The following is an 18012-nucleotide window of genomic DNA, read 5'->3' on the forward strand; positions in this document are numbered from 1 at the left end:
GAGAGGGAATTCATGGGAACCAAGATCAGCAGCTTCAAACCCACCGACGTGCAGGCGGCGCTGGCCAAGACACAGCGCGGCCGCAGGATAACCCCCGTGCGCAGCCGCGGGCTGGTGCGTTACCGGATGATCCCCTCGGTGCCGGTCCCGGTCTCACTGCTGGAGCGGCAGCGTCTGGTGGGCGCACCGGGGCGCGAACCGCTTTGGGATCGCTTCTGCACCCTGCGCAGCCAGGTGCTCGCCGTTATGGAGCGGCGTGGCTGGCGTTCCCTGGGTATCACCAGTGCGCGCCCCGGTGAGGGCAAAACCTGGACCGCGGTGAATCTCGCCATCAGCATTTCCCGTCGGGTGGGACACACCGCCTTGCTGGTGGACGCCAACCTGCGTCGTCCCGCCGTGCATCGCTACTTCGACATCGCCAAACGCCATGGTCTGGCCAATTATCTTTGTGATGGCGCGCCGCTGGAGAGCCTGATGCTCCACCCGGTGGTGGGGAATCTGAGCGTGGTACCGGCGGGCGAATCCGTCGCGGACTCCTCCGACTTTCTGGCCTCCGGGCAGATGCACACCCTGGTCAGGGACATCACCGGGCGCTATGCCAACCGCACCGTACTCTTCGACATGCCCTCCGTCGCCGACGGGGATGGTGCGCTGGCCATGTTCCCCCACGTGGACGCGGTGCTGCTGGTGGTGGAAGAGGGCAGCACCAATCGCGAAACGCTGCGGCGCGCCGCGGAAGCGCTGGGCGATACCCCGATTATCGGCACCGTGCTGAACAAGGGCGAGGACGACGATGCTTGAAGCCGGCGTGCGGGCCGGCGGGCCCGCACGCCACCCGAACCAGTGTTTGAATCAGGGAAGGTTGAACCGGCGGGCTTGCGCGCGCCGGCTCTTGGGAGATGGCATGGCGCGGGTGCTGCTGCTTGGCTTGTTCGTTCTGCTGTTGCTGGAGCGAATGCTGGATCTGGAACTGGGTCTTGCCAAGGGCCTAAGTCTGAAGAACCTCTATATCTACGCGATTCTGGGTCTGCTGGCCCTGGGCGCGTTGATGCGCGGTCGCATTGTTCTCAGCGCACCGCCGCACGGTGTCAATCTGGCTTATCTGCTGTTGCTCGGCTATGCCGCCCTGTCCTGGTATTTCGCCGGCCAGCTGAATCCGTGGAACCTGCCCTATGATCGCGTCGAGGGCTTCATCACCCTCAAACGCCTGCTCGATCAATACATGCTCTTCCTGGTGTTTCTGCTCACCCTGCGCAGCCGTGAGGATGCGCTGTGGGTGGCCCGCGGCATGCTTGCCTGCATCGCCCTGAGCAATCTGATCACCCTGGTAGACGTCTACAACATCCTCGATCTGGGCATCATCCATGAGCGCGAGGACGGCCGGGTCAGTGGCCCCATGGGGGAATCGAACCAATTCGGTGCCTTCATGGTCCTGTTCCTCCCGAGCATCCTGGCAATGGCCTTCATGAGTCGCGGGTTGCGGCGGGTCTTTTGGATACTGGGCGGCCTGGTGAGCGCCATGGCGCTGCTGCTGGCGGTTTCCCGTGGCGCGCTGTCGGCACTGGTGGTGGGCACCGTGCTCGGCTGCCTGTACCTGTACCGGTATATCCCTCGCGGACAACTCACCCGCGGCGTGCTCATTACCGGCGTAGTGTGTGCAGTGGTGGTCTCCGTGGCGATGTTGCATTACGGCGATCTGCTCTATGAGCGGCTCTATGCCCAGAGCGACCCCGACGACATGCGCACCCTGAGCTCCGGGCGCAGCTACATCTGGAGCGCGGCGCTGGCAACGATGGCCGAGCACCCGCTGACCTGGCTGGTGGGGGGCGGGTGGAACATGTACGACAACATGCGCGCGCTGGGCATCTACTTCTACGCCACCCACAACACCTTCCTGTCCTTTCTCTACGATCTGGGCATGATCGGGCTGAGCCTTTACCTGGTGCTGGTGTACGCCATGCTGCGCACCGCCAGGAGCGCCATCGGGCGGCTGCCCGCCGCCCAGCGCGCCGAACTGATCATGTTCGTCATCGGCTTCATCGGGCTGATGTGGGCGGTGTTCTTCGTCAACCTCTACAAGCCCTGGCTGCTGATCTGGGCCTACCTGGGCCTGATGATGCGCGTGGCGGTCAGCGCATCCCGGACGGCGGAGGCGCCTGACGGCGCGCCGGACCCGCATTCTCCGGAGCCGGTGACCGATCCGGGCTGGGACGGCGCGGCCCGCGCGCGCCGGGAGCGGGGCTAGGCGAGATGGCGTCTCTGAAGAAACGCGGCCTCATTCTCACCTTTTCCCGGGCGGCCGATCAGGCCGTGATGATGTTCAGCCCGCTGCTGCTGGTGCGCATCCTCGATGTGGAATCCTACGGGCAATACCGGGAATTCATCCTCTACGCGATGCTCATCAAGGCCTGCATCAGTCTCGGCGCCGGTCGCAGCCTGCTCTATTTCCTGCCCTTGGAGCCGGAGCGCTCCAGGCGCTACGTCACCCAGGCGGTGTTGTTCAGCCTGCTGCTCAGCGCGGTGGGCTGCGCGCTGGTATGGCTGGGCGGCGACCTGTTGCGCGCCTGGACCAGCTTCGACTTCGTGTTGCCGCTGGTGCTGTACCTGTTCTTTTTGGTGAATGTCGACTATTTCCTTTTCTACTGGCTGGCGCGCAAGCGCTCGGACGTGGTGCTGTTCTATTCCACCGGCCAGCTCATTTTGCGCCTGCTGGTGGTGGTGGCCGTGGCCTGGTGGAGTGGCGAGGCGCTGCACATCGCCTACGGGCTGGTGGCCTTCGAGGCGAGCCGCGCGCTTCTGGTGCTCGCTTACAGCGCCCACCAGGGGCTGCTTTCGGGAGGCTGGGACTGGGCCACGTGCAAGCGGCAAATGGCCTACTTTCTTCCGCTCGGCGGCTCCACCATTCTGTTTACCCTTACCGAGAATCTCAGTCGGCTGTTCGTCTCCACCCAGATCGGCGCGACGGCCCTGTCGCTGTATGTCATCGGCACCTACGCCATACCGCTGCGCACGGTGATCCGCAGTTCGGTGGGTGACGTGATATTCCCGGACATGGTGCAGAAGAGTGAAGCACGGGAGCCCATGGAGCGCCTGCGCCTGTGGCAACAATCCACGGTCTTGCTGTGTCTGCTGCTGTTCCCGGCCGCGACGGTAATGATCGTCGAGGCGGAATTGATCGTGCGCACCTTGTTCACCGCCGAGTACGTCGCCGCCGCACCGATTTTCGCCATCTATGGGGTGGTGCTGCTGCGGGAATGCTTCGATCTGACCCTGCCCGTGCGCTCGGCGGGCAAAACCAGCTACTTCGTCTATGCCAATCTGGCGGGCCTGGCGATCAATGCCGCCCTGCTGTTCCCCTTCTACCACCTGTTCGGCCTGCTCGGGCCGGCCTGGGCCTATCTGCTCACGCGGCTGATCACCGGCGTGATGTTCTTTCCGGTGATCATGCATCTCTATGGCATACGTCTGTCCCGCTTGCTGCCCTGGTCCGATACGGGGCGACTGGCGCTGGGCTGCCTGCTCGCGGCACCGTTGCTGGTGGTGCTGGAGCCCACCGGGCTGAATGAACTGGTGGCGGCGATGATCGGCGGGTTGCTGTTCGCGCTGGCCTATCTGACCTTCATACGTCGCTTCGGCAGCCAGACCACGGTGCAGATACTGGCTCGGATCTGGCCGCGTTGGCGACGCAGTCCCGCCTGATCTTTTCTAGGGAAGAGCGAAGCTCATGGATATGAGAGTACCAGGTGTGCTGATGCGGGGCGGAACCAGCAAGGGGCTGGTGCTGCACGCGGGGGCGCTGCCCGCCGGGGCGCGGGAGTGCGAGGCGATGATACTCGCCATGTTCGGCAGTCCTGATCGTCGCCAGGTCGACGGGCTGGGCGGTGCCGATCCGCTCAGCAGCAAGCTCGCCATCGTCAGCCCCTCGGAGCGCGCCGAGGCGGACGTGGATTATCTCTTCGGGCAGGTTGGCATAGAGCAACCCACTGTCGACTACACGGTGACCTGCGGCAATCTGGCCGCGGCGGTCGCCCAGTTCGCCGTGGATGAGGGCCTGGTGCCGGCGCGGGAGCCGTGCGCGACGGTGCGCATTTTCAACCGAAACACCGGCAAGCTGATCCTGGCCGAAGTGCCGGTACGCGACGGTCGGGCCTGCACGGCGGGGGACTGCGTGATCGATGGGGTTCCGGGGCGGGGTGCCGCCATCAGGCTGACATTCTTCGAGCCCGCCGGGGGCGTCACCGGCCGCCTCCTGCCCACCGGGCAAGCCATGGACACGCTGCCCGGCGCTTTCGGGCCGATGCGCTTGTCGGTGGTGGATGCGGGCAATCTTTACGCCTTCGTGCCCGCCGCATACTTCGGTCTGCGCGGCGACGAGACGCCCGCCGAACTCGAAGCCTGCGCCGGCTTGCTGGCGCAGGCCGATGCCATCCGACGCCGCGTGGCCGCCTTGTTGGTGCATCTTGGCGCGGTGCGCCCGGGTCTGGGGGCTCAGCTGGCCTTCTCCTGCAAGCTCGCGCTGCTCGGAGACGCGCGCGCGAGCGAGCCCGAGATCAGCGCGCGCATCCTCAATCCCGGCCGGGTCCACAAGGCGTTCGCGGTCACCGGCGCCATTGCCCTGGCCTGTGCCGCCAGGGTGCCGGGCAGTGTGGCCCATCTGCCTCGACTTGCGGTCGAGGCGCCAGGGACTCTGCGCATAGCCCATCCGGCCGGTGTCATGGAGGTCGCGGTGAGCGCCACGGGAGCAGGCCCGATCCCCCACATTCAGGGCGTGAGCGTGCTGCGCACCGCCCGTCGGCTGATGGAAGGTCACATACTGGTACGCGAGGACGCGCTGCAGCCCGCGCCCGCCGCGTACGGCGCGCGCCCGGGCGCGGGGGTTTCATTGCCGGGACAGGGAGTCTGGTCCTGATGGAAAATACCACTGCCTTTGTCATGACCCATGAATCGGATCCCCACCGCCGGGCGACCTCGCTCAGCGTGCAGGCCTTGAGCCTGGTGCGCTCGCTGGGCCGGCGTGGCGTGCGGGTGGTGCGTCTGCACCCCAACCATCTGGATGCGGGATTGCGCTCGCGCTATTGCGCCGCCGTGGAGCCTTGTCCCGACCTCTATCAGTCGGAAACGCGGCTGCTGGAGTTTCTCGAAGGGCTCGCGCAGCGCCATCCGGGCCGCCGCGTGCTCATCCCCGCCAGCGATGACTGCGCCTGGTTCCTCGCCACCCACCGCGAACGCCTGGGCACGCACTTCCAATTGCCGGTTCCCGCCCGTGGCGTGATGGAGCGCATCATAGACAAACGAGCGCAGTACGAGGCGGCCGAAGCCCTGGGCGTGCCGGTGCCCGAGACCTGGTATCCCGAGAGCCAGGCCGAACTGCGCGAGCTGCTGCCGAAACTGCGCAACTATCCCTATGTCATCAAGCCCACCGTGGCGCATCGCTGGCGGCTGGCCTCGATGCGCCGGGTTTCCGCCGGGCGCAAGGGCATACGGGTGGCCGATGCCCGGGAGTTGCTGGACGCCTACGAGCAGCTGGGCGCCCAGGCGCGGGGCGTAATGCTGCAAGAGGTCATCGGCGGGCGCGATGAACAGCTCTATACCTTCCTCGGCTACTTCGATCGCGACGCGCGCCCGCTGGCCTATTGCCTGCGCAGCAAGATCCGCCAGCTGCCGGTGGATTTCGGCTACTGCACCCTCACCGTGACCTGCCGCCAGCCCCAGGTACAGACGCAGTCGCTGCGGCTGCTGCGGGGGCTCGGCTACCACGGTCTGGTCGGCGTGGAGTGGAAACTGGATCCGCGCACCGGTTTGTACAAACTCATCGAGATCAACGCCCGGGCGGTCAATACCATCGGCATCGCCGCCGCCTGCGGGGTGGACCTGCCCTATATCGCCTATCGCGATGCCCTGGGCGAGCCCTTGCCGCCGGTCACCGACTGGCGACAGGGGGTCAAATGGCGCCGCTTCCTGCAGGACTGGGCCGCGGCCCGCACCCTGCATCGCCAGGGGCGATTGAGCCTGGGCCAGTGGTGGCGCTCCCTGCGTGGCCCCGCGGTGGGCGCGGTGTTCGCCTGGGATGATCCGGCGCCGTCCGTGGTGGACATGGGGGCGTTCCTGCGGCGCCGGGCCGGGCGTCGATTGTCGGCGATGCGACGCCCGGCCCCGACGGCGGGCTCATGAGCAGTCAACGGGCAGGGGAAATGGTGCATTTCATGGTTGAGGATCCGGCAGGAGGTATTCCGGGGGCTGGAGAGCGATTCGATGGCCCGCTTTTCATCGTCGGCATGCCCCGTTCGGGCACCAAGTTGCTGCGTACCCTGGTCAACCGTCACAGCCAGGTCGGCCTGCCGGAGTACGAATCCCACTTCATTCCCTTTTATGCCCGCAGCGGGCTGAACTGGGAGCGCTTGCGGGACCCCCAGCGCTTTCATCGCTTTCATCGGCGGATCGCCCGCAGCAACTTCGGCCGTGGTCTGGGCGCGGAACTGCCCTCCGCCGAGCGCTGGCGCGGGGCGGTGCGCGAATGGAGCTGCGCGGGGGTGATGGAAGCGCTCTTTCGCCTCTTCGCCCAGGCCCGGGGCAAGCGCATCTGGGGGGACAAGACGCCGCTGTATCTGCGGGAGTTGCCGCTGTTGAGCACGCTTTATCCCGGCGCGCGTTTCGTGCACATCGTGCGCGACGTGCGGGACTACTGCCTGTCGGCCCGCGCCGCCTGGGGCAAGCATCCGCTGCGCGCCGCCCAGCGCTGGCACGACGATGTGGCGGCCTGCCGACGGGCGGGTGCGGAACTCGGCCCCGCGCGCTATCTGGAGCTGCGCTACGAGGATCTGCTCACCGATCCCGAGCGGCTGATGCGCCGGCTAAGTGCTTTCCTGGGATTGCCCTACGAGCCGGCCACCACCGTGCCCGACAAGGATGCGGAGAATCTGGGGGCAGCGCGGGGGGCGCGGCGCATCGTCAGCGGCAACACGGCGAAATGGCGCTCTGCCATGAGTGCTCGGGAGATTGCCCGCATCGAGGCCATTTGCGCGCCGGTGCTGCGGGACTGCGGCTATCCGCTCGGTCACCACCGGGGGCCGGCGCGCCGGGTGAGCCGGCTGCGCCTGGGCGCCTTGCGCGCCGGCGATGCCCTGCGCATGGCGCGGCACGTGCTGGGGGCGGAAGCCCGGTTTACGGACGCGCTGCGTTCGCTGCGCGGAAAATTCATCTATCGCACACGCTGAGGGGGCGCAACAGGCAATGGAATTGCAGGTGCTGGATGGGCTGCGGGATCGGCCCGGGGTGGTGCGCGCCTGGCGCACCTTGGTGGAGCAGGGGGATCACGCTTATTTCCTGTCCTGGGGATGGATGGAAGCCTGGCTGGACACCGCCGCAAGCTATGGTGCGCGGCCGCAGCTGGCGCTGTTCTCCGACGCCCAGGGTCCGGCGGCCGCCTGTTTCCTGGGGCGCCGGCGGCGTCTGCGCCATGGCTTCATACCCGCGCGCAGCCTGCACCTGAACAGCAGCGGTGTGCCCGCCCTGGACCGCATCTGTATCGAGTTCAACGCCGTGCCTTGCCGCCCGGATGTGGCCCCGACCCTGCCGGCGCTGCTGCAGGGCCTGCCCGGTGGTTGGGATGAGCTGGTGCTGCCGGGGCTGGACCGGGAGGCCTTCCCCGGCGCGAGTCTCGGTCAGGCTCCCCGGGGATACCGGCTGGAGGTCCGCCGGGATACCTCGGCGCACTACGTGGACCTGGCGCCGCTGCGAGCGGGGCAGGATTACTTGGCCCTGCTGAGTGCGAACACTCGCGCCCAGATACGACGTGCCCGGCGCCGCTACGCGGAGCGCGGTGAGTGGCAAGTGGAAGAGGCCGCCACCCTGGCGGAGGCGGAGGCGCTGTTCGAGCAGTTGCTCGGCCTGCACCGGGCCATGTGGGCACAGCGGGGCAGCCCGAGCAACTTCGATACCGATTACGTCCTCGCTTTCCATCGTCGGCTGATACGCCAACGTTTCCATGCGGGCGACATACAATTGCTGCGCTTCTCGGTGGACGGAGAGCCGGTGGGCTGTCTGTACAACTTTCGCCATCAGGGGCGGGTGTACGCCTACCAGAGTGGCTTTCGGTTCGAGTCCGACAACCGGCTCAAGCCCGGCCTGGCCTGTCATAGCGCGGCCGTGGAACACAATGCCCGGCAGGGTCACCGGCGCTATGAGCTTCTGGCCGGTGATGGTCAATACAAGGCGAGTCTCGCCACCGGCCGGGGGCGTTTGCTCTGGTGCACGCTGCAAAAGCCCAGACCCCAGTTCTGGGTGGAGCGCCAGGCCCGTGCCCTGCGTCAGGCCCTGCACGCCGCGCGCATGAGCAGGCGTGGTGGGGGGGCCGTCCTTGCCAACGCGGACAAATCGGGAGCCGAAACATGAGCGATACCCTACGGCGTGGCGCATACGACGAGGTGGCACCCCTGGTGGTGACCGTGGATACCGAAGCCGATGATGCCTGGCGACATCCGGACCGCATCGGGTTGGCCAATATGGCGCAGATACCGCGCTTCCAGGCCTTGTGCGAGCGTTTCGGGATCAGGCCCACCTATCTGCTCGCTTACGAATGCGCAACGAGCCCGGAGGCCCTGGCCGTGCTAGGCCCCATCGTCGCCCGCGATGCCTGCGAACTGGGTCATCACCTGCACTGTTGGTCCACGCCGCCCTTCGAGCGCCAGGGTGCGCCGGGCATAGATGACGCCTGGCTGCATGCCTATCAGTACGAGCTGCCGGAGCAGCTGTTCATCGACAAGGCGGAAACCCTGCGCGAGGCGATCATTCACCATTACGGGGTGAACCCCCGCGCCCATCGAGCGGGGCGCTGGGGCGTGGATGCGCGCACCCTGCGGTGGCTGGCAGAGCGCGGTTTTGTGGTGGACTCCTCGGTGCTGCCCTTGCGCAGCCTGCGTCGTTGCCGCGGTCGAGATGCCCAGGGCCCGGAATTCCACACCGCCGATCCGCGAGCCCATTACGTGACCGAGCCGGGCTGCGGCAATCTGGTGGAATTGCCGGCGACCATCGACGTGCCGGATTCCTTCATCGCTCGTGGCTGTGCCGGTTGGCTGCGTCGCGGCCTGCCGGGCGCGGGGCCGGTTTCCCGGGTATTTCAGCATCACCGGGTCGGGGGCGGTCGACGCCTGTGCCCCGATCCACGCTATCCGCGGGGGGCTCTGTCCCAGGCCGTGGGTCGGGCGGCACGGGCCCCGGGGCGGGTAGTGAACCTGTCGCTGCATTCCTCGGAGCTTTTGCTCGGGTGCAGCCCTTTCTCGCGCACGCGGGAGCAGGCCGACGCGGTGTGGGCCAGGTTGACGGAAGTCTTTGCCAAGGCCCGCGAACTGGGGCTGCGCCCCATGACGCTCAGCGAGGCGGCGCTGCAGTGGCGCTGCCAGCAGGGCGAGCCCTTCGCGCCAGACGCCGTACTGTCGGGCCTTGACGACGTTTCGGCCAGCCCCAAGCGCGAGCCCTTCTCACGGCAAGTGTGAGCCAAGCCACCCTTTGGTCGTTCCCCTGAAAACTGAGACCCAGTCGCTGCCGGGTCTGTGATTCGAGTCATGGTGGCACTCATCGTGCGGCCCCTAGGATGCCTCCTCGGACGCGACGGGTCTCGTCGCTCGGGCAATGTTGCCTTCCGGAGACAGACTTTAGGGTGAATCCGATATGAAGAATGCGATGACGATTGCAATGGGCCTGGCGCTGGGTTTGGGCGCCACGGCCGCCGGCGCGCTGCCGGTGATTCCGGGGGCCTCCGGTTTCGGCATGGATACCCCGGCGGGTCGTGGCGGCAAGGTGATCAAGGTAACCAACCTCAACGCCAGCGGTCCCGGCTCCCTGAAGGCCTGCATCGACGCCAGCGGGCCGCGGGTGTGCGTATTCGAGGTCTCCGGCACCATCCGCCTGAACCGCGATCTGCGCATCGAGAAGCCCTACCTGACCATTGCCGGGCAGACCGCGCCTTCACCGGGCATTACCCTGCGCGGCGCACCGCTGGCCGTGGCCAACACCCATGATGTGCTGATCCAGCATCTGCGCATCCGCGTAGGCGATGACGCCAACGGCGCCGGTGGCGCCTCCCCGGACAACCGGGACGGCTTGCAGATCATTGCCGGCAAGGCGCCGGTGAAGAACGTGGTGGTGGACCATGTCTCGGTGTCTTGGGGCGTCGACGAGAACTTCCAGCTCTGGCATACCGGCGTGAGCGATATCACCATCCGAAACTCCATCTCCAGCGAGGCGCTGCACGACTCCATCCACCCCAAGGGCCCCCATTCCATGGGGATCATTGTCGGGCCGGACATCAAGCGGGTGACCCTCACCGGCAACCTGTTCGCTCACAACAACGCCCGCAACCCGCGCCTCAAGAAAGGTTCCGAAACCGAGTTCCACAATAATGTGGTCTACAACTGGGGCAACCACGCGCTGGACACCGAGGGTGACGCCAACCTGGTGGGCAACTACTTCAAGAAAGGCGCGGATACCCGCGGCAGCTGTGTCCATGAACGTGCCCCCTCGGCGCTGTATATGGCCGATAACATCGGCTGCGGCTTCACCGACAGCCGTTCGCCCACGGTGCGGCAGTCCGGCTACAAGCCGCTCGCGGCCCGCGACGCCTACGATTATGTGCTGACGTACGCCGGTGCGCGCCCCGCGGATCGGGACAGCGTCGATCAGCGGGTGGTCAACGATGTGAAGAGCGGCAGTGGTCGGATCATCGGCAGCCAGCGACAGGTGGGGGGCTGGCCCAGCCTGGCGGTGAATACCCGCCCGCTGCAGCTGCCCGCCAACCCCAACGGCGATGATAACCGCGACGGTTACACCAACCTGGAAGAGTGGCTGCACGCTTACGCACGGGAAGTGGAGCAGGGCAATGCCGGCCCCACGATTCCGAAGGCGCCGACGGATCTGCAGGTGGACGTGCTCTATCCCTGACCGGGCGGGGCGCCGCCCCGTACCGCCCCTGAGAAAATCTCCCTCCGCGCTGGTCGCGGGGGGAGATTTTTCGTTTTACCGCCCCCATTCCCGGTACGGATAAGGATTCCGGCAGGGAGACAGCAAGAACATGAACGCAACACTCCGGCAGGGTCCGGCGCCGGTGCCCCCGGCCGCAGGCGGGCTGCGGGTCTGCCATATCATCGACACCCTCAAATACGGCGGCGCCGAGCGCCAGTTCGTCAGCATCCTCAATGCCATGCCCGTGGCGAAGAAGTTCGCCGTGGTGCTGCGTGACCAGGGTCAGCCCGGATTCGCCGCGCAGCTGGCCCCGGAGATTACCTTGCGCCGAAGCTTCATGCGCGTGCGCAGCAGCCCCTGGCAGATCTGGCGCCTCGCGCGCTGGTTGCGCCGCCAGCGCATCGATGTGGTGCATACCCACATGTTCTGGCCCAGCCTCTACGGCACCCTGGCCGCGCGGTTGGCGGGCGTGCCGGTGGTCGTCACCACCGACCACGGCATAGGCGCCTGGAAACGCCCGCGTCACCATTGGCTGGATGGCCAGTTGATTGGGCGCGCGGCGGACTTGCGCTTTTGCGTCTCCGGCCACATAGCCCGAATGCTGCACGAACGCTGCGGCGTGCCGGCGCGCAAGCTGCAGCTGGTGGTCAACGGCACCGAGGTGCCGGAACCGGTGTCGGTGGGGGAGCGCCCGGTGGTGCGGATAGGCACCCTGGGGCGCATGGTCTGGCAGAAGGATTTTCGCACACTCATCGAGGCGGCGGCGCTGCTGCGCGATTGGGGGCTGCCCTTCGAGCTGTGCCTGCTGGGGGATGGGCCGCAACGCGCCGAACTGGAAACGCTGGTCCGCCAGCGAGGCTTGGGCGGGCAGGTGAGCATGCCCGGTTTCCAGTCCGATGTGGATGGCTGGCTGCGCCGCTTCGATATCTTCGCGCTCTCCTCGGTGGAAGAGGGGCAGCCGGTATCCCTGCTGGAGGCCATGGCCCGCGGGCTGGCGGTGGCCGCCACCCGGGTGGGGGCGATTCCCGCCACCTTGCGCGACGGGCAGGAAGGTTTGCTGGTGCGCCCGGGCAGTGCGGCGGAGCTGGCCGAAGCGCTGGGCCGCCTGTGCACCGATGCGGACTTGCGCCGCCGATTGGGCGAGGCCGCCCGGGAACGGGTGCTTCGCGAGTTCTCCAGCGAGGCGCTGGCAAGGCGTTATCTGGCGGTCTATGCCCGTTTGTACGCGCGGCGCGGCGGTGGCGATGCCTTCCCGGCGAGCGCTCGTACGGAACAGGGGTGAAAGCCTTGCCCCGCTGAGACCCTGACGACAAGGAACACGGAGAGACATCAATGCAGGACGCAGCACCAGGCGCCGCGAGGGAAGCGGCGCCCGTGGTTTTTCTGTTGAATTCCCTGCAGGTGGGGGGGTCCGAGAAGAAGATGGTCGCCCTGCTGGGCGCCCTGCATCGCAGGGGCTGGCCAGTGCACCTGATCTACCTCAATCCGCCCCATACCCTGCTGGCCCAGCTGGACCCGGGCGTGCCGCGGCTGTGTCTGGAGCGCCGTGGCAAGCTGGACTGGCGTGCGGTGCGAACCCTGGGCGCCTATATGCGGGAACACGGCGTGGGCAGCATTCACTGCGTGAACCGATACCCCATGTTGTACGGCTATCTGGTCGCGCCCCGCGACGATGCGGGCCGCCGTTTCCATGTCTATCTCAATAGCACGCGTCTGCCGAACCGGGTCGAAGAAGCCAAGATGCTGCTCTATCGCCTGGTGCTGCGCCGCGCCCGGCGCGTGGTGTTCGGCTGTCGTTTCCAGCAAAGCCAATGGCTGCGTCGTTATCGTTTGCCGCCCGAGCGTTGCACGTACATCTACAACGGTGTGGATACCGCCCGCTTCGATCCGCTGGCGGCGCCTCGCGATGGGGGCGGGGTAACGGTGGGGCGTGCTCCCGGGGAGCTGGTACTGGGCATGGTCGGCCAGTGCCTGCCGAAAAAAGGCTATCCGGATTATCTGCACGCACTGGCGCGCCTGCGCGCCGAGGGCCATCCGGTGCGCGGCCTGGTCGTGGGCGATGGGCCGGAGCGCGCCCGGCTGCAGGCTCTGGCGCAGTCGCTGGGGGTGCCGGTGCATTGGGCGGGGGAACTGTCCGATGTGCGCCCGGCCCTGCTGGCCATGGACATTTTCCTGCTCACCTCGGTGGCCTCCGAAACCTTCTCCAATGCCGCGCTGGAGGCCATGGCCATGGGGCTGCCCGTGGTGCTCTCCCGCCTGGGCGGAGCGGCGGAAATGGTCGAGGAAGGCGTGAACGGCCATATCTATCCCGCCGGGGATGTGGAACGCCTGGTCGCGCGGCTGCGCCCTCTGGTGACCGACCCCAGGCATCGCGCTCGCCTGGCCGCCGCCGCCAGGCCCCGGGTGCAGCGGCGCTTCGGCATCGAGCGCATGATCGCGGCGTATGAGCAGGCATTGGGGGCCGCGGGAATGCCCGCGGCGAGCGCGGCACCCGGTGCGGCAGATGCCGGCGTGGCGAGCATGGGTTCCGGGAGGCAGGCATGAGCATGAAAGTATTGATGGTCACCAATATGTACCCCAGCGCGGACAGGCCGGGCTATGGGGCTTTCGTCAAATCCCAGATCGACTCCCTGGCCCGCGCCGGTGTGGAAGTGGATCTGTATTACATCCCCGGTTACCGCCGGAAACTCAGTTATCTGAGCGCACCCTTCGGTGTGCTGTGGGCGACGCTGCGCCGGCGCTACGACCTGGTGCATGCCCATTACGGTCTGAGCGCGCTGGCGGCGCGGCTGCAGTTTCGCGCGCCGGTGGTGGTCTCGTTCTGCGGCGATGATCTCTACGGGCATGCGGATGAATCGGGCAAGGCCACCCGGCGCAGCCTGATCCTCGCCTGGTTGCATCGACAGTCCGCCCGACTGATGCAGGGCGTGATCGTCAAGAGCGCGGCGATGGCGGAACTTCTGCCCAGCACCCGCGCCGAGGTCACGGTGATTCCCAACGGCGTGGATTTCGAGCGCTTCCGCCCCCTGGATCGGGCCGCCTGCCGCCGGGAACTCGGGCTGGAGCAGGATCGGGTCTATATCCTCTTTCCCTACGACCCCAAGCGTCCGCGCAAGAACTACGCGGGCGTGAAGGCGGCGGTGGAGGCCTTGAATCGGCGCAGCGGTCTGGACGCCCGGGTGCTGTTCGCCGACGGCGTCCCCAACGAGCGCATGCCCCTGTACATGAATGCCGCCGATGTCCTGGTGCTGGCCTCCTTCTGGGAGGGCTCGCCGAACACCGTCAAGGAGGCGCTGGCCTGCAATACGCGGGTTGTCGCCGTCCGCGTCGGGGACACCGAGCAGTTGCTGGACGGGATCGGCGCGAGCGCGCTGTGCGACTACGAGCCGGAGGATATCGCCACCAAGCTGGAGCAGGTGCTTTGCTCGCCGCAACCACCGGACGGTCGGGCGCGGAGCCAGCATTTGCGCATGGAGCGGATCGCGGGGCGGGTGCTGGAAGTCTACCAGCGGGTCCTGGGTCGCAAAGACACGCGCCGATCCCTGGAGGAGGGGTCCCCGGGGGCGAGCTAGGCGCGGTCTGGGGTCGGTAAAGGGCGAAGGGCCCGTAGTGGGCCCTTCGCCGGTTCGCGGGCGTCCGCTTAGAGTTTCACGCAGCGTGGCGTGGTGGGTTCGGATTCGCCCTGTGGGTTGTAGGCCCGGACCGTGAAGCAGGCCTGTTCGCCCAGCCGCAGGCCCAGCCCGGCCGCGGCATCGAAGCTCGCCGCCGGCTTGCCCGCGTCCAGGCTCTCCAGGGGCAGGTCTTTGAGCAGCGTGGAAATCCGGTCGCTGTCGGGCCCGGTGTAGATCCGGTATCCCTCCACCGGACCACCGCTGGGGGCCCAGTTCAGACGAACCTGCACACCGTCGGCGCAGCGGCTGCATTCCACCGTGACACGCACATTGGCGTCGGCCCGGTCGCCATCGGCATCGGTGACCGAGTACATGAAGTCATCGGTGCCGCTGAAGCCGGTGTCCGGCGTGTAGAGGATGCGGTTGCTGGAATCCACCACCGCGCTGCCGTGGCTGGGTTGCTGGCTGAGTCGCACCGTCAGCGGCGTGTCGTTCAGGTCTTTGTCATTGTCGAGCACGGCGATAAGGACACTCTGGCCTTCCTCGGTCAGGGCCTGATCCGGGTTCGCCCGCGGGTGGCTGTCCGTGTGGCTGTCGTCGTTGCCATCGTTCGGCTGCCCGCTGTCGTCGGCGTCCACCATTTCCCGCGGGCTGGGCGCGGGGCCTTGCGCGCTGGGCACATAGCCGTTGGCCTCGGGGACGAGCAGCAGCTTGTCCAGCACGAAGCCGTCCTCGCGCATGAACACGTTCACGGTGTACACCCCCGCGCTGGGGATCGTCAGGCTGGCCGGGGCACCGTCGCGGGTGTCCTGTGACCAGCCGAAGTTCGCGCCGAAGCCCTCGATGCGGTCCGCGCTGTCCACGGCGGCGCCGTTGAGCCCCACGTGCAGGGAGTCGTCCTTGCCGGTGGCGCCGAGGCCGCGCACCCAGACCTGGTAGGTGCCGGGCGCGTTGAAGGCTACCCGGTAATCCACCCGCGGGCTTTGCGTGACAAAGTCGGTATCGATGCCGACATTGTCATTGGGCCAGGCCTGCAGGGCGCCCGCACCGGTCTGGCCGCTGATGCTCAGGTCCCGCCATTCCATGCCGTTGCGCGATTCGCGGTCATCGCTGTCGGCCGCGTCAATGACCACCAGACCGTCGGCCTGCTGGCGAATCGCCGAAAGGCGGGTTTCTTCGCCGTCCCCGACGTCGCTTTGGGTACTTTGGGCAGGCCCCTCGCCTTCGGGGACATAGTCGGCGGCGGGGCTCAGCAGCAGGCGATCGAGCTGAAAACCGGCCTCGCGCATCCATACGTTGATGGTGTGCCGACCGGGGGCGGGCACTTCGATGGTGGCGATCCTCTGGCCCATGGCCATATTTGACCAGCCGAAGCTGGGGCCGAAGTTGGCGAGCCTGTCGCCGCCTTCCTGGCGCTGGCCGTTCAGGCCCACATGTACCGAATCGGATGCGCCGCTGGTGCCCAGGCCGCGCAGCCACAGGTAATGGGTGCCGGCCTGCTGGAACTCCACCTCGTAGTCCAGTCGGGGGCTGAGCTCAGCCAGATTGCTGTCCAGGCGCGCACCGTCGTTGGGTGTCGCGATCAGGGCGGCGCCCCCCACGGCCGCACTGTCCGCCCTGTCCTGCCAGGCATGCGCGCCGCGGGGCGTATTGCGATGGTAGTTCTCCGCGTCGACCGTCAGCAGGCCATCATCGCCCTGCATGAACACGGCGGTCACGGTGCTCGGCGCGCGCGGGCTGGCCGCCGGGCCGTCACCCTCGGGCAGGTAGCTGGCGTCTGCGGTCAGCAGGATCCTGTCCAGCTCGAAGCCGTCCTCCCGCATCCACACGTTCAAGGTGTGCCGGCCGGGCGCGGGGATATTCAGCACAGCCACGTGCTGCCCCATACGCAGATTGGACCAGCCGTTGCTCGGGCTGAAATTGGCGATGCTGTTACCGCCATCTTGCCGTAGGCCGTTAAGGCCCACATGTACCGAATCATCATCGCCACTCGCGCCCAGGCCGCGTAACCACAGGTAGTGCGTGCCGGCCTGCCGGAACTCGATTTCATAGTCGAGTCGGGGGCTGCGGCTGGCGAGTCCGGAATCCAGCCGAGTGCCGTTGTTCGGGGTGCTCCGCATGATGCGGGCGCCGCTGGCGTCGCCGGATTCCCCGGCCACCCAGCTATGCGCGCCGCGGGCCTCGTTGCGGTCAAAATCCTCGGCCTCGATGACGAGCAGGCCGGCATCGTCGGCGGGCTGCAGGATGGCGCCGGCGCCGGCGGTCTGGGGCAGCAGTGCCGCGGCCAGGGTCAGGGATATCGCCGGCAGGGCGACGCGGGGAGCGGGCACGCGCAGGGCCGCCCGCAGGGCGTAACGCAAGGATACGGTATTCATGGAACTCCTCATGATTGACGGGTGACCGGTTGGGAGGGTCCGGTTCTGGTGTCGCACTGGAGCCTAGCGAGGGTGAGCAGGGTCGAGTTCGATGTTCGTCACAGTTCGATGGGCGTGTGCCGGCGGCATGCCCGCTCTGTGCGGGGGTTCACGCGGGTTTTGTGAGCTGATTCGGCGGGTCGTCGATCGGCGACGGTGTATAGGGCTTTTTGCGCGCAGGGAATGCGGGAGTGAGTGGCTGATGAACAATACATGGAAGGAACAGGCGCGGGCACGGTTCTCCACCGCGGTGGCGGCGCCGAAGTGGAAAAGAATGTACGACGTCCCCACCGAAAGCCTGGAGGAGGAAAACTTTCGCCTGCGACGGGATTACACGCTGGATCTGATCGGCGCGCGTTATTCCCCGGCTGCCCGTATCGTGGATGTCGGTTGTGGCACGGGGCCGGTGGTGGCCGGGCTTTGGGAGCGAGGATATCGCGCCCTGGGCCTGGATTGCGCACCCGACATGCTCGCGCTGGGGCGCCAGCGCCTGGTTGCGCTGGGCGGCGATCCGGCCCTGCTCGCGGAAGGCGATGTGACCGCTTTGCCCTACGAGGAGGGCTCCGTGGATTGCGTGGTCTGTCTGGGAGTCATCAGCTACGTGCCCGATCCGCAACGCGCGCTGCGGGAGATATACCGCGTGCTGCGCCCGGGGGGGCTTGCCCTGGTGAGCTTCCGAAACCGTTTCAATCCGGTGCTTTGGGATCCGGTGGCGCTTACCCGGTACCTGGTGAGGCGTCTGCTGGGGCGCGGGGACGATTTCCCCAAAGGCCCGGGTCGCCCCCTGGACCCGGCGGCGGTGCGCGCCGCGGTGGAGGCGGCGGGCCTGGTGCTGGAGCACCGCGAAGGCCTGGGGCTGGGCCCATTGCGGTTTCGACGTCGCGCCCTGCTTTCCGAGCGCAGCGCCATCGCGCTGAGCCGGCGCCTGCGAAGCGCCGCGAAGCGTTTGGGCCTCGGCGGGGTCTTGCCTTTCTGGAGCGACGTGAATATCTACTTGTCCCGCAAGCCCGGATAGTTATCAGGGGATTGAA

At 67.2% G+C, this 18012-nt stretch carries 14 protein-coding genes; 13 read left to right on the forward strand and 1 reads right to left on the reverse strand.

From position 1 onward, the window contains the following. Positions 1-12 precede the first annotated feature (12 nt). From GBG68_RS02565 to GBG68_RS02620, 12 genes are all read left to right on the forward strand, one after another. Positions 13-801 (forward strand): CpsD/CapB family tyrosine-protein kinase, encoded by a 789-nt coding sequence (locus tag GBG68_RS02565; RefSeq protein WP_152144792.1) that lies wholly within the window; start codon positions 13-15, stop codon positions 799-801. Positions 802-904: 103 nt separating this feature from the next. Further along, a complete protein-coding gene (locus GBG68_RS02570; RefSeq protein WP_193222187.1) occupies positions 905-2245 on the forward strand; it encodes an O-antigen ligase family protein in 1341 nt (446 codons plus the stop codon). 5 nt (positions 2246-2250) lie between these two features. After that, positions 2251-3699 carry an oligosaccharide flippase family protein gene (locus tag GBG68_RS02575; protein ID WP_152144796.1) on the forward strand — a complete coding sequence of 483 codons (1449 nt, stop codon included), beginning with the start codon at positions 2251-2253 and terminating at the stop codon, positions 3697-3699. A gap of 31 nt (positions 3700-3730) precedes the next feature. Continuing rightward, the gene (locus GBG68_RS02580) at positions 3731-4909 is read left to right on the forward strand and encodes a PrpF domain-containing protein (protein ID WP_193222188.1); all 1179 of its coding nucleotides are present in this window, start codon (positions 3731-3733) and stop codon (positions 4907-4909) included. Continuing rightward, positions 4909-6171 (forward strand): ATP-grasp domain-containing protein, encoded by a 1263-nt coding sequence (locus tag GBG68_RS02585; protein ID WP_152144801.1) that lies wholly within the window; start codon positions 4909-4911, stop codon positions 6169-6171. Before GBG68_RS02580 ends, GBG68_RS02585 begins: the two co-directional genes overlap by 1 nt. After that, entirely contained in the window at positions 6168-7214 is a 1047-nt protein-coding gene (locus GBG68_RS02590) for a sulfotransferase family protein (protein WP_152144803.1), read from the forward strand. The genes GBG68_RS02585 and GBG68_RS02590 overlap by 4 nt, the downstream gene beginning before the upstream one ends. Before the next feature lie 16 nt (positions 7215-7230). Next, a complete protein-coding gene (locus GBG68_RS02595; RefSeq protein WP_193222189.1) occupies positions 7231-8391 on the forward strand; it encodes a GNAT family N-acetyltransferase in 1161 nt (386 codons plus the stop codon). Then, positions 8388-9491 carry a hypothetical protein gene (locus GBG68_RS02600; protein ID WP_152144807.1) on the forward strand — a complete coding sequence of 368 codons (1104 nt, stop codon included), beginning with the start codon at positions 8388-8390 and terminating at the stop codon, positions 9489-9491. The genes GBG68_RS02595 and GBG68_RS02600 overlap by 4 nt, the downstream gene beginning before the upstream one ends. A gap of 187 nt (positions 9492-9678) precedes the next feature. Continuing rightward, on the forward strand, positions 9679-10935 hold the full coding sequence (locus GBG68_RS02605) for a polysaccharide lyase family 1 protein (protein WP_152144809.1): 1257 nt from the start codon (positions 9679-9681) through the stop codon (positions 10933-10935). Between the two features lie 130 nt (positions 10936-11065). Next, the gene (locus GBG68_RS02610; protein ID WP_152144812.1) at positions 11066-12238 is read left to right on the forward strand and encodes a glycosyltransferase; all 1173 of its coding nucleotides are present in this window, start codon (positions 11066-11068) and stop codon (positions 12236-12238) included. Positions 12239-12330: 92 nt separating this feature from the next. Further along, positions 12331-13500, forward strand: a complete 1170-nt coding sequence (locus GBG68_RS02615; RefSeq protein ID WP_193222190.1) for a glycosyltransferase family 4 protein — start codon at positions 12331-12333, stop codon at positions 13498-13500. Next, complete coding sequence (locus GBG68_RS02620) at positions 13497-14528, forward strand: glycosyltransferase (protein ID WP_152144816.1); 1032 nt, start codon at positions 13497-13499, stop codon at positions 14526-14528. Before GBG68_RS02615 ends, GBG68_RS02620 begins: the two co-directional genes overlap by 4 nt. Before the next feature lie 68 nt (positions 14529-14596). On the opposite strand, the gene GBG68_RS02625 is transcribed toward GBG68_RS02620, so the two are convergent. Then, positions 14597-16942, reverse strand: a complete 2346-nt coding sequence (locus GBG68_RS02625) for an Ig-like domain-containing protein (protein WP_152144818.1) — start codon at positions 16940-16942, stop codon at positions 14597-14599. Positions 16943-17183: 241 nt separating this feature from the next. Between GBG68_RS02625 and GBG68_RS02630 the strand changes: the two genes are divergently transcribed. Beyond that, positions 17184-17996 (forward strand): class I SAM-dependent methyltransferase, encoded by an 813-nt coding sequence (locus GBG68_RS02630; RefSeq protein ID WP_193222191.1) that lies wholly within the window; start codon positions 17184-17186, stop codon positions 17994-17996. The last annotated feature ends 16 nt before the right edge of the window (positions 17997-18012 follow it).

This window comes from Alkalilimnicola sp. S0819 (assembly GCF_009295635.1).
In the GTDB taxonomy this organism is placed as follows: domain Bacteria; phylum Pseudomonadota; class Gammaproteobacteria; order Nitrococcales; family WHIW01; genus S0819.

Bases quoted from the DNA above. Each gene is read 5' to 3' on its own strand.
- GBG68_RS02565 (WP_152144792.1), top strand. From the start codon at position 13: ATGGGAACCAAGATCAGCAGCTTCAAACCCACCGACGTGCAGGCGGCG.
- GBG68_RS02570 (WP_193222187.1), top strand. From the start codon at position 905: ATGGCGCGGGTGCTGCTGCTTGGCTTGTTCGTTCTGCTGTTGCTGGAG.
- GBG68_RS02575 (WP_152144796.1), top strand. From the start codon at position 2,251: ATGGCGTCTCTGAAGAAACGCGGCCTCATTCTCACCTTTTCCCGGGCG.
- GBG68_RS02580 (WP_193222188.1), top strand. From the start codon at position 3,731: ATGAGAGTACCAGGTGTGCTGATGCGGGGCGGAACCAGCAAGGGGCTG.
- GBG68_RS02585 (WP_152144801.1), top strand. From the start codon at position 4,909: ATGGAAAATACCACTGCCTTTGTCATGACCCATGAATCGGATCCCCAC.
- GBG68_RS02590 (WP_152144803.1), top strand. From the start codon at position 6,168: ATGAGCAGTCAACGGGCAGGGGAAATGGTGCATTTCATGGTTGAGGAT.
- GBG68_RS02595 (WP_193222189.1), top strand. From the start codon at position 7,231: ATGGAATTGCAGGTGCTGGATGGGCTGCGGGATCGGCCCGGGGTGGTG.
- GBG68_RS02600 (WP_152144807.1), top strand. From the start codon at position 8,388: ATGAGCGATACCCTACGGCGTGGCGCATACGACGAGGTGGCACCCCTG.
- GBG68_RS02605 (WP_152144809.1), top strand. From the start codon at position 9,679: ATGACGATTGCAATGGGCCTGGCGCTGGGTTTGGGCGCCACGGCCGCC.
- GBG68_RS02610 (WP_152144812.1), top strand. From the start codon at position 11,066: ATGAACGCAACACTCCGGCAGGGTCCGGCGCCGGTGCCCCCGGCCGCA.
- GBG68_RS02620 (WP_152144816.1), top strand. From the start codon at position 13,497: ATGAGCATGAAAGTATTGATGGTCACCAATATGTACCCCAGCGCGGAC.
- GBG68_RS02625 (WP_152144818.1), bottom strand. From the start codon at position 16,942: ATGAATACCGTATCCTTGCGTTACGCCCTGCGGGCGGCCCTGCGCGTG.
- GBG68_RS02630 (WP_193222191.1), top strand. From the start codon at position 17,184: ATGAACAATACATGGAAGGAACAGGCGCGGGCACGGTTCTCCACCGCG.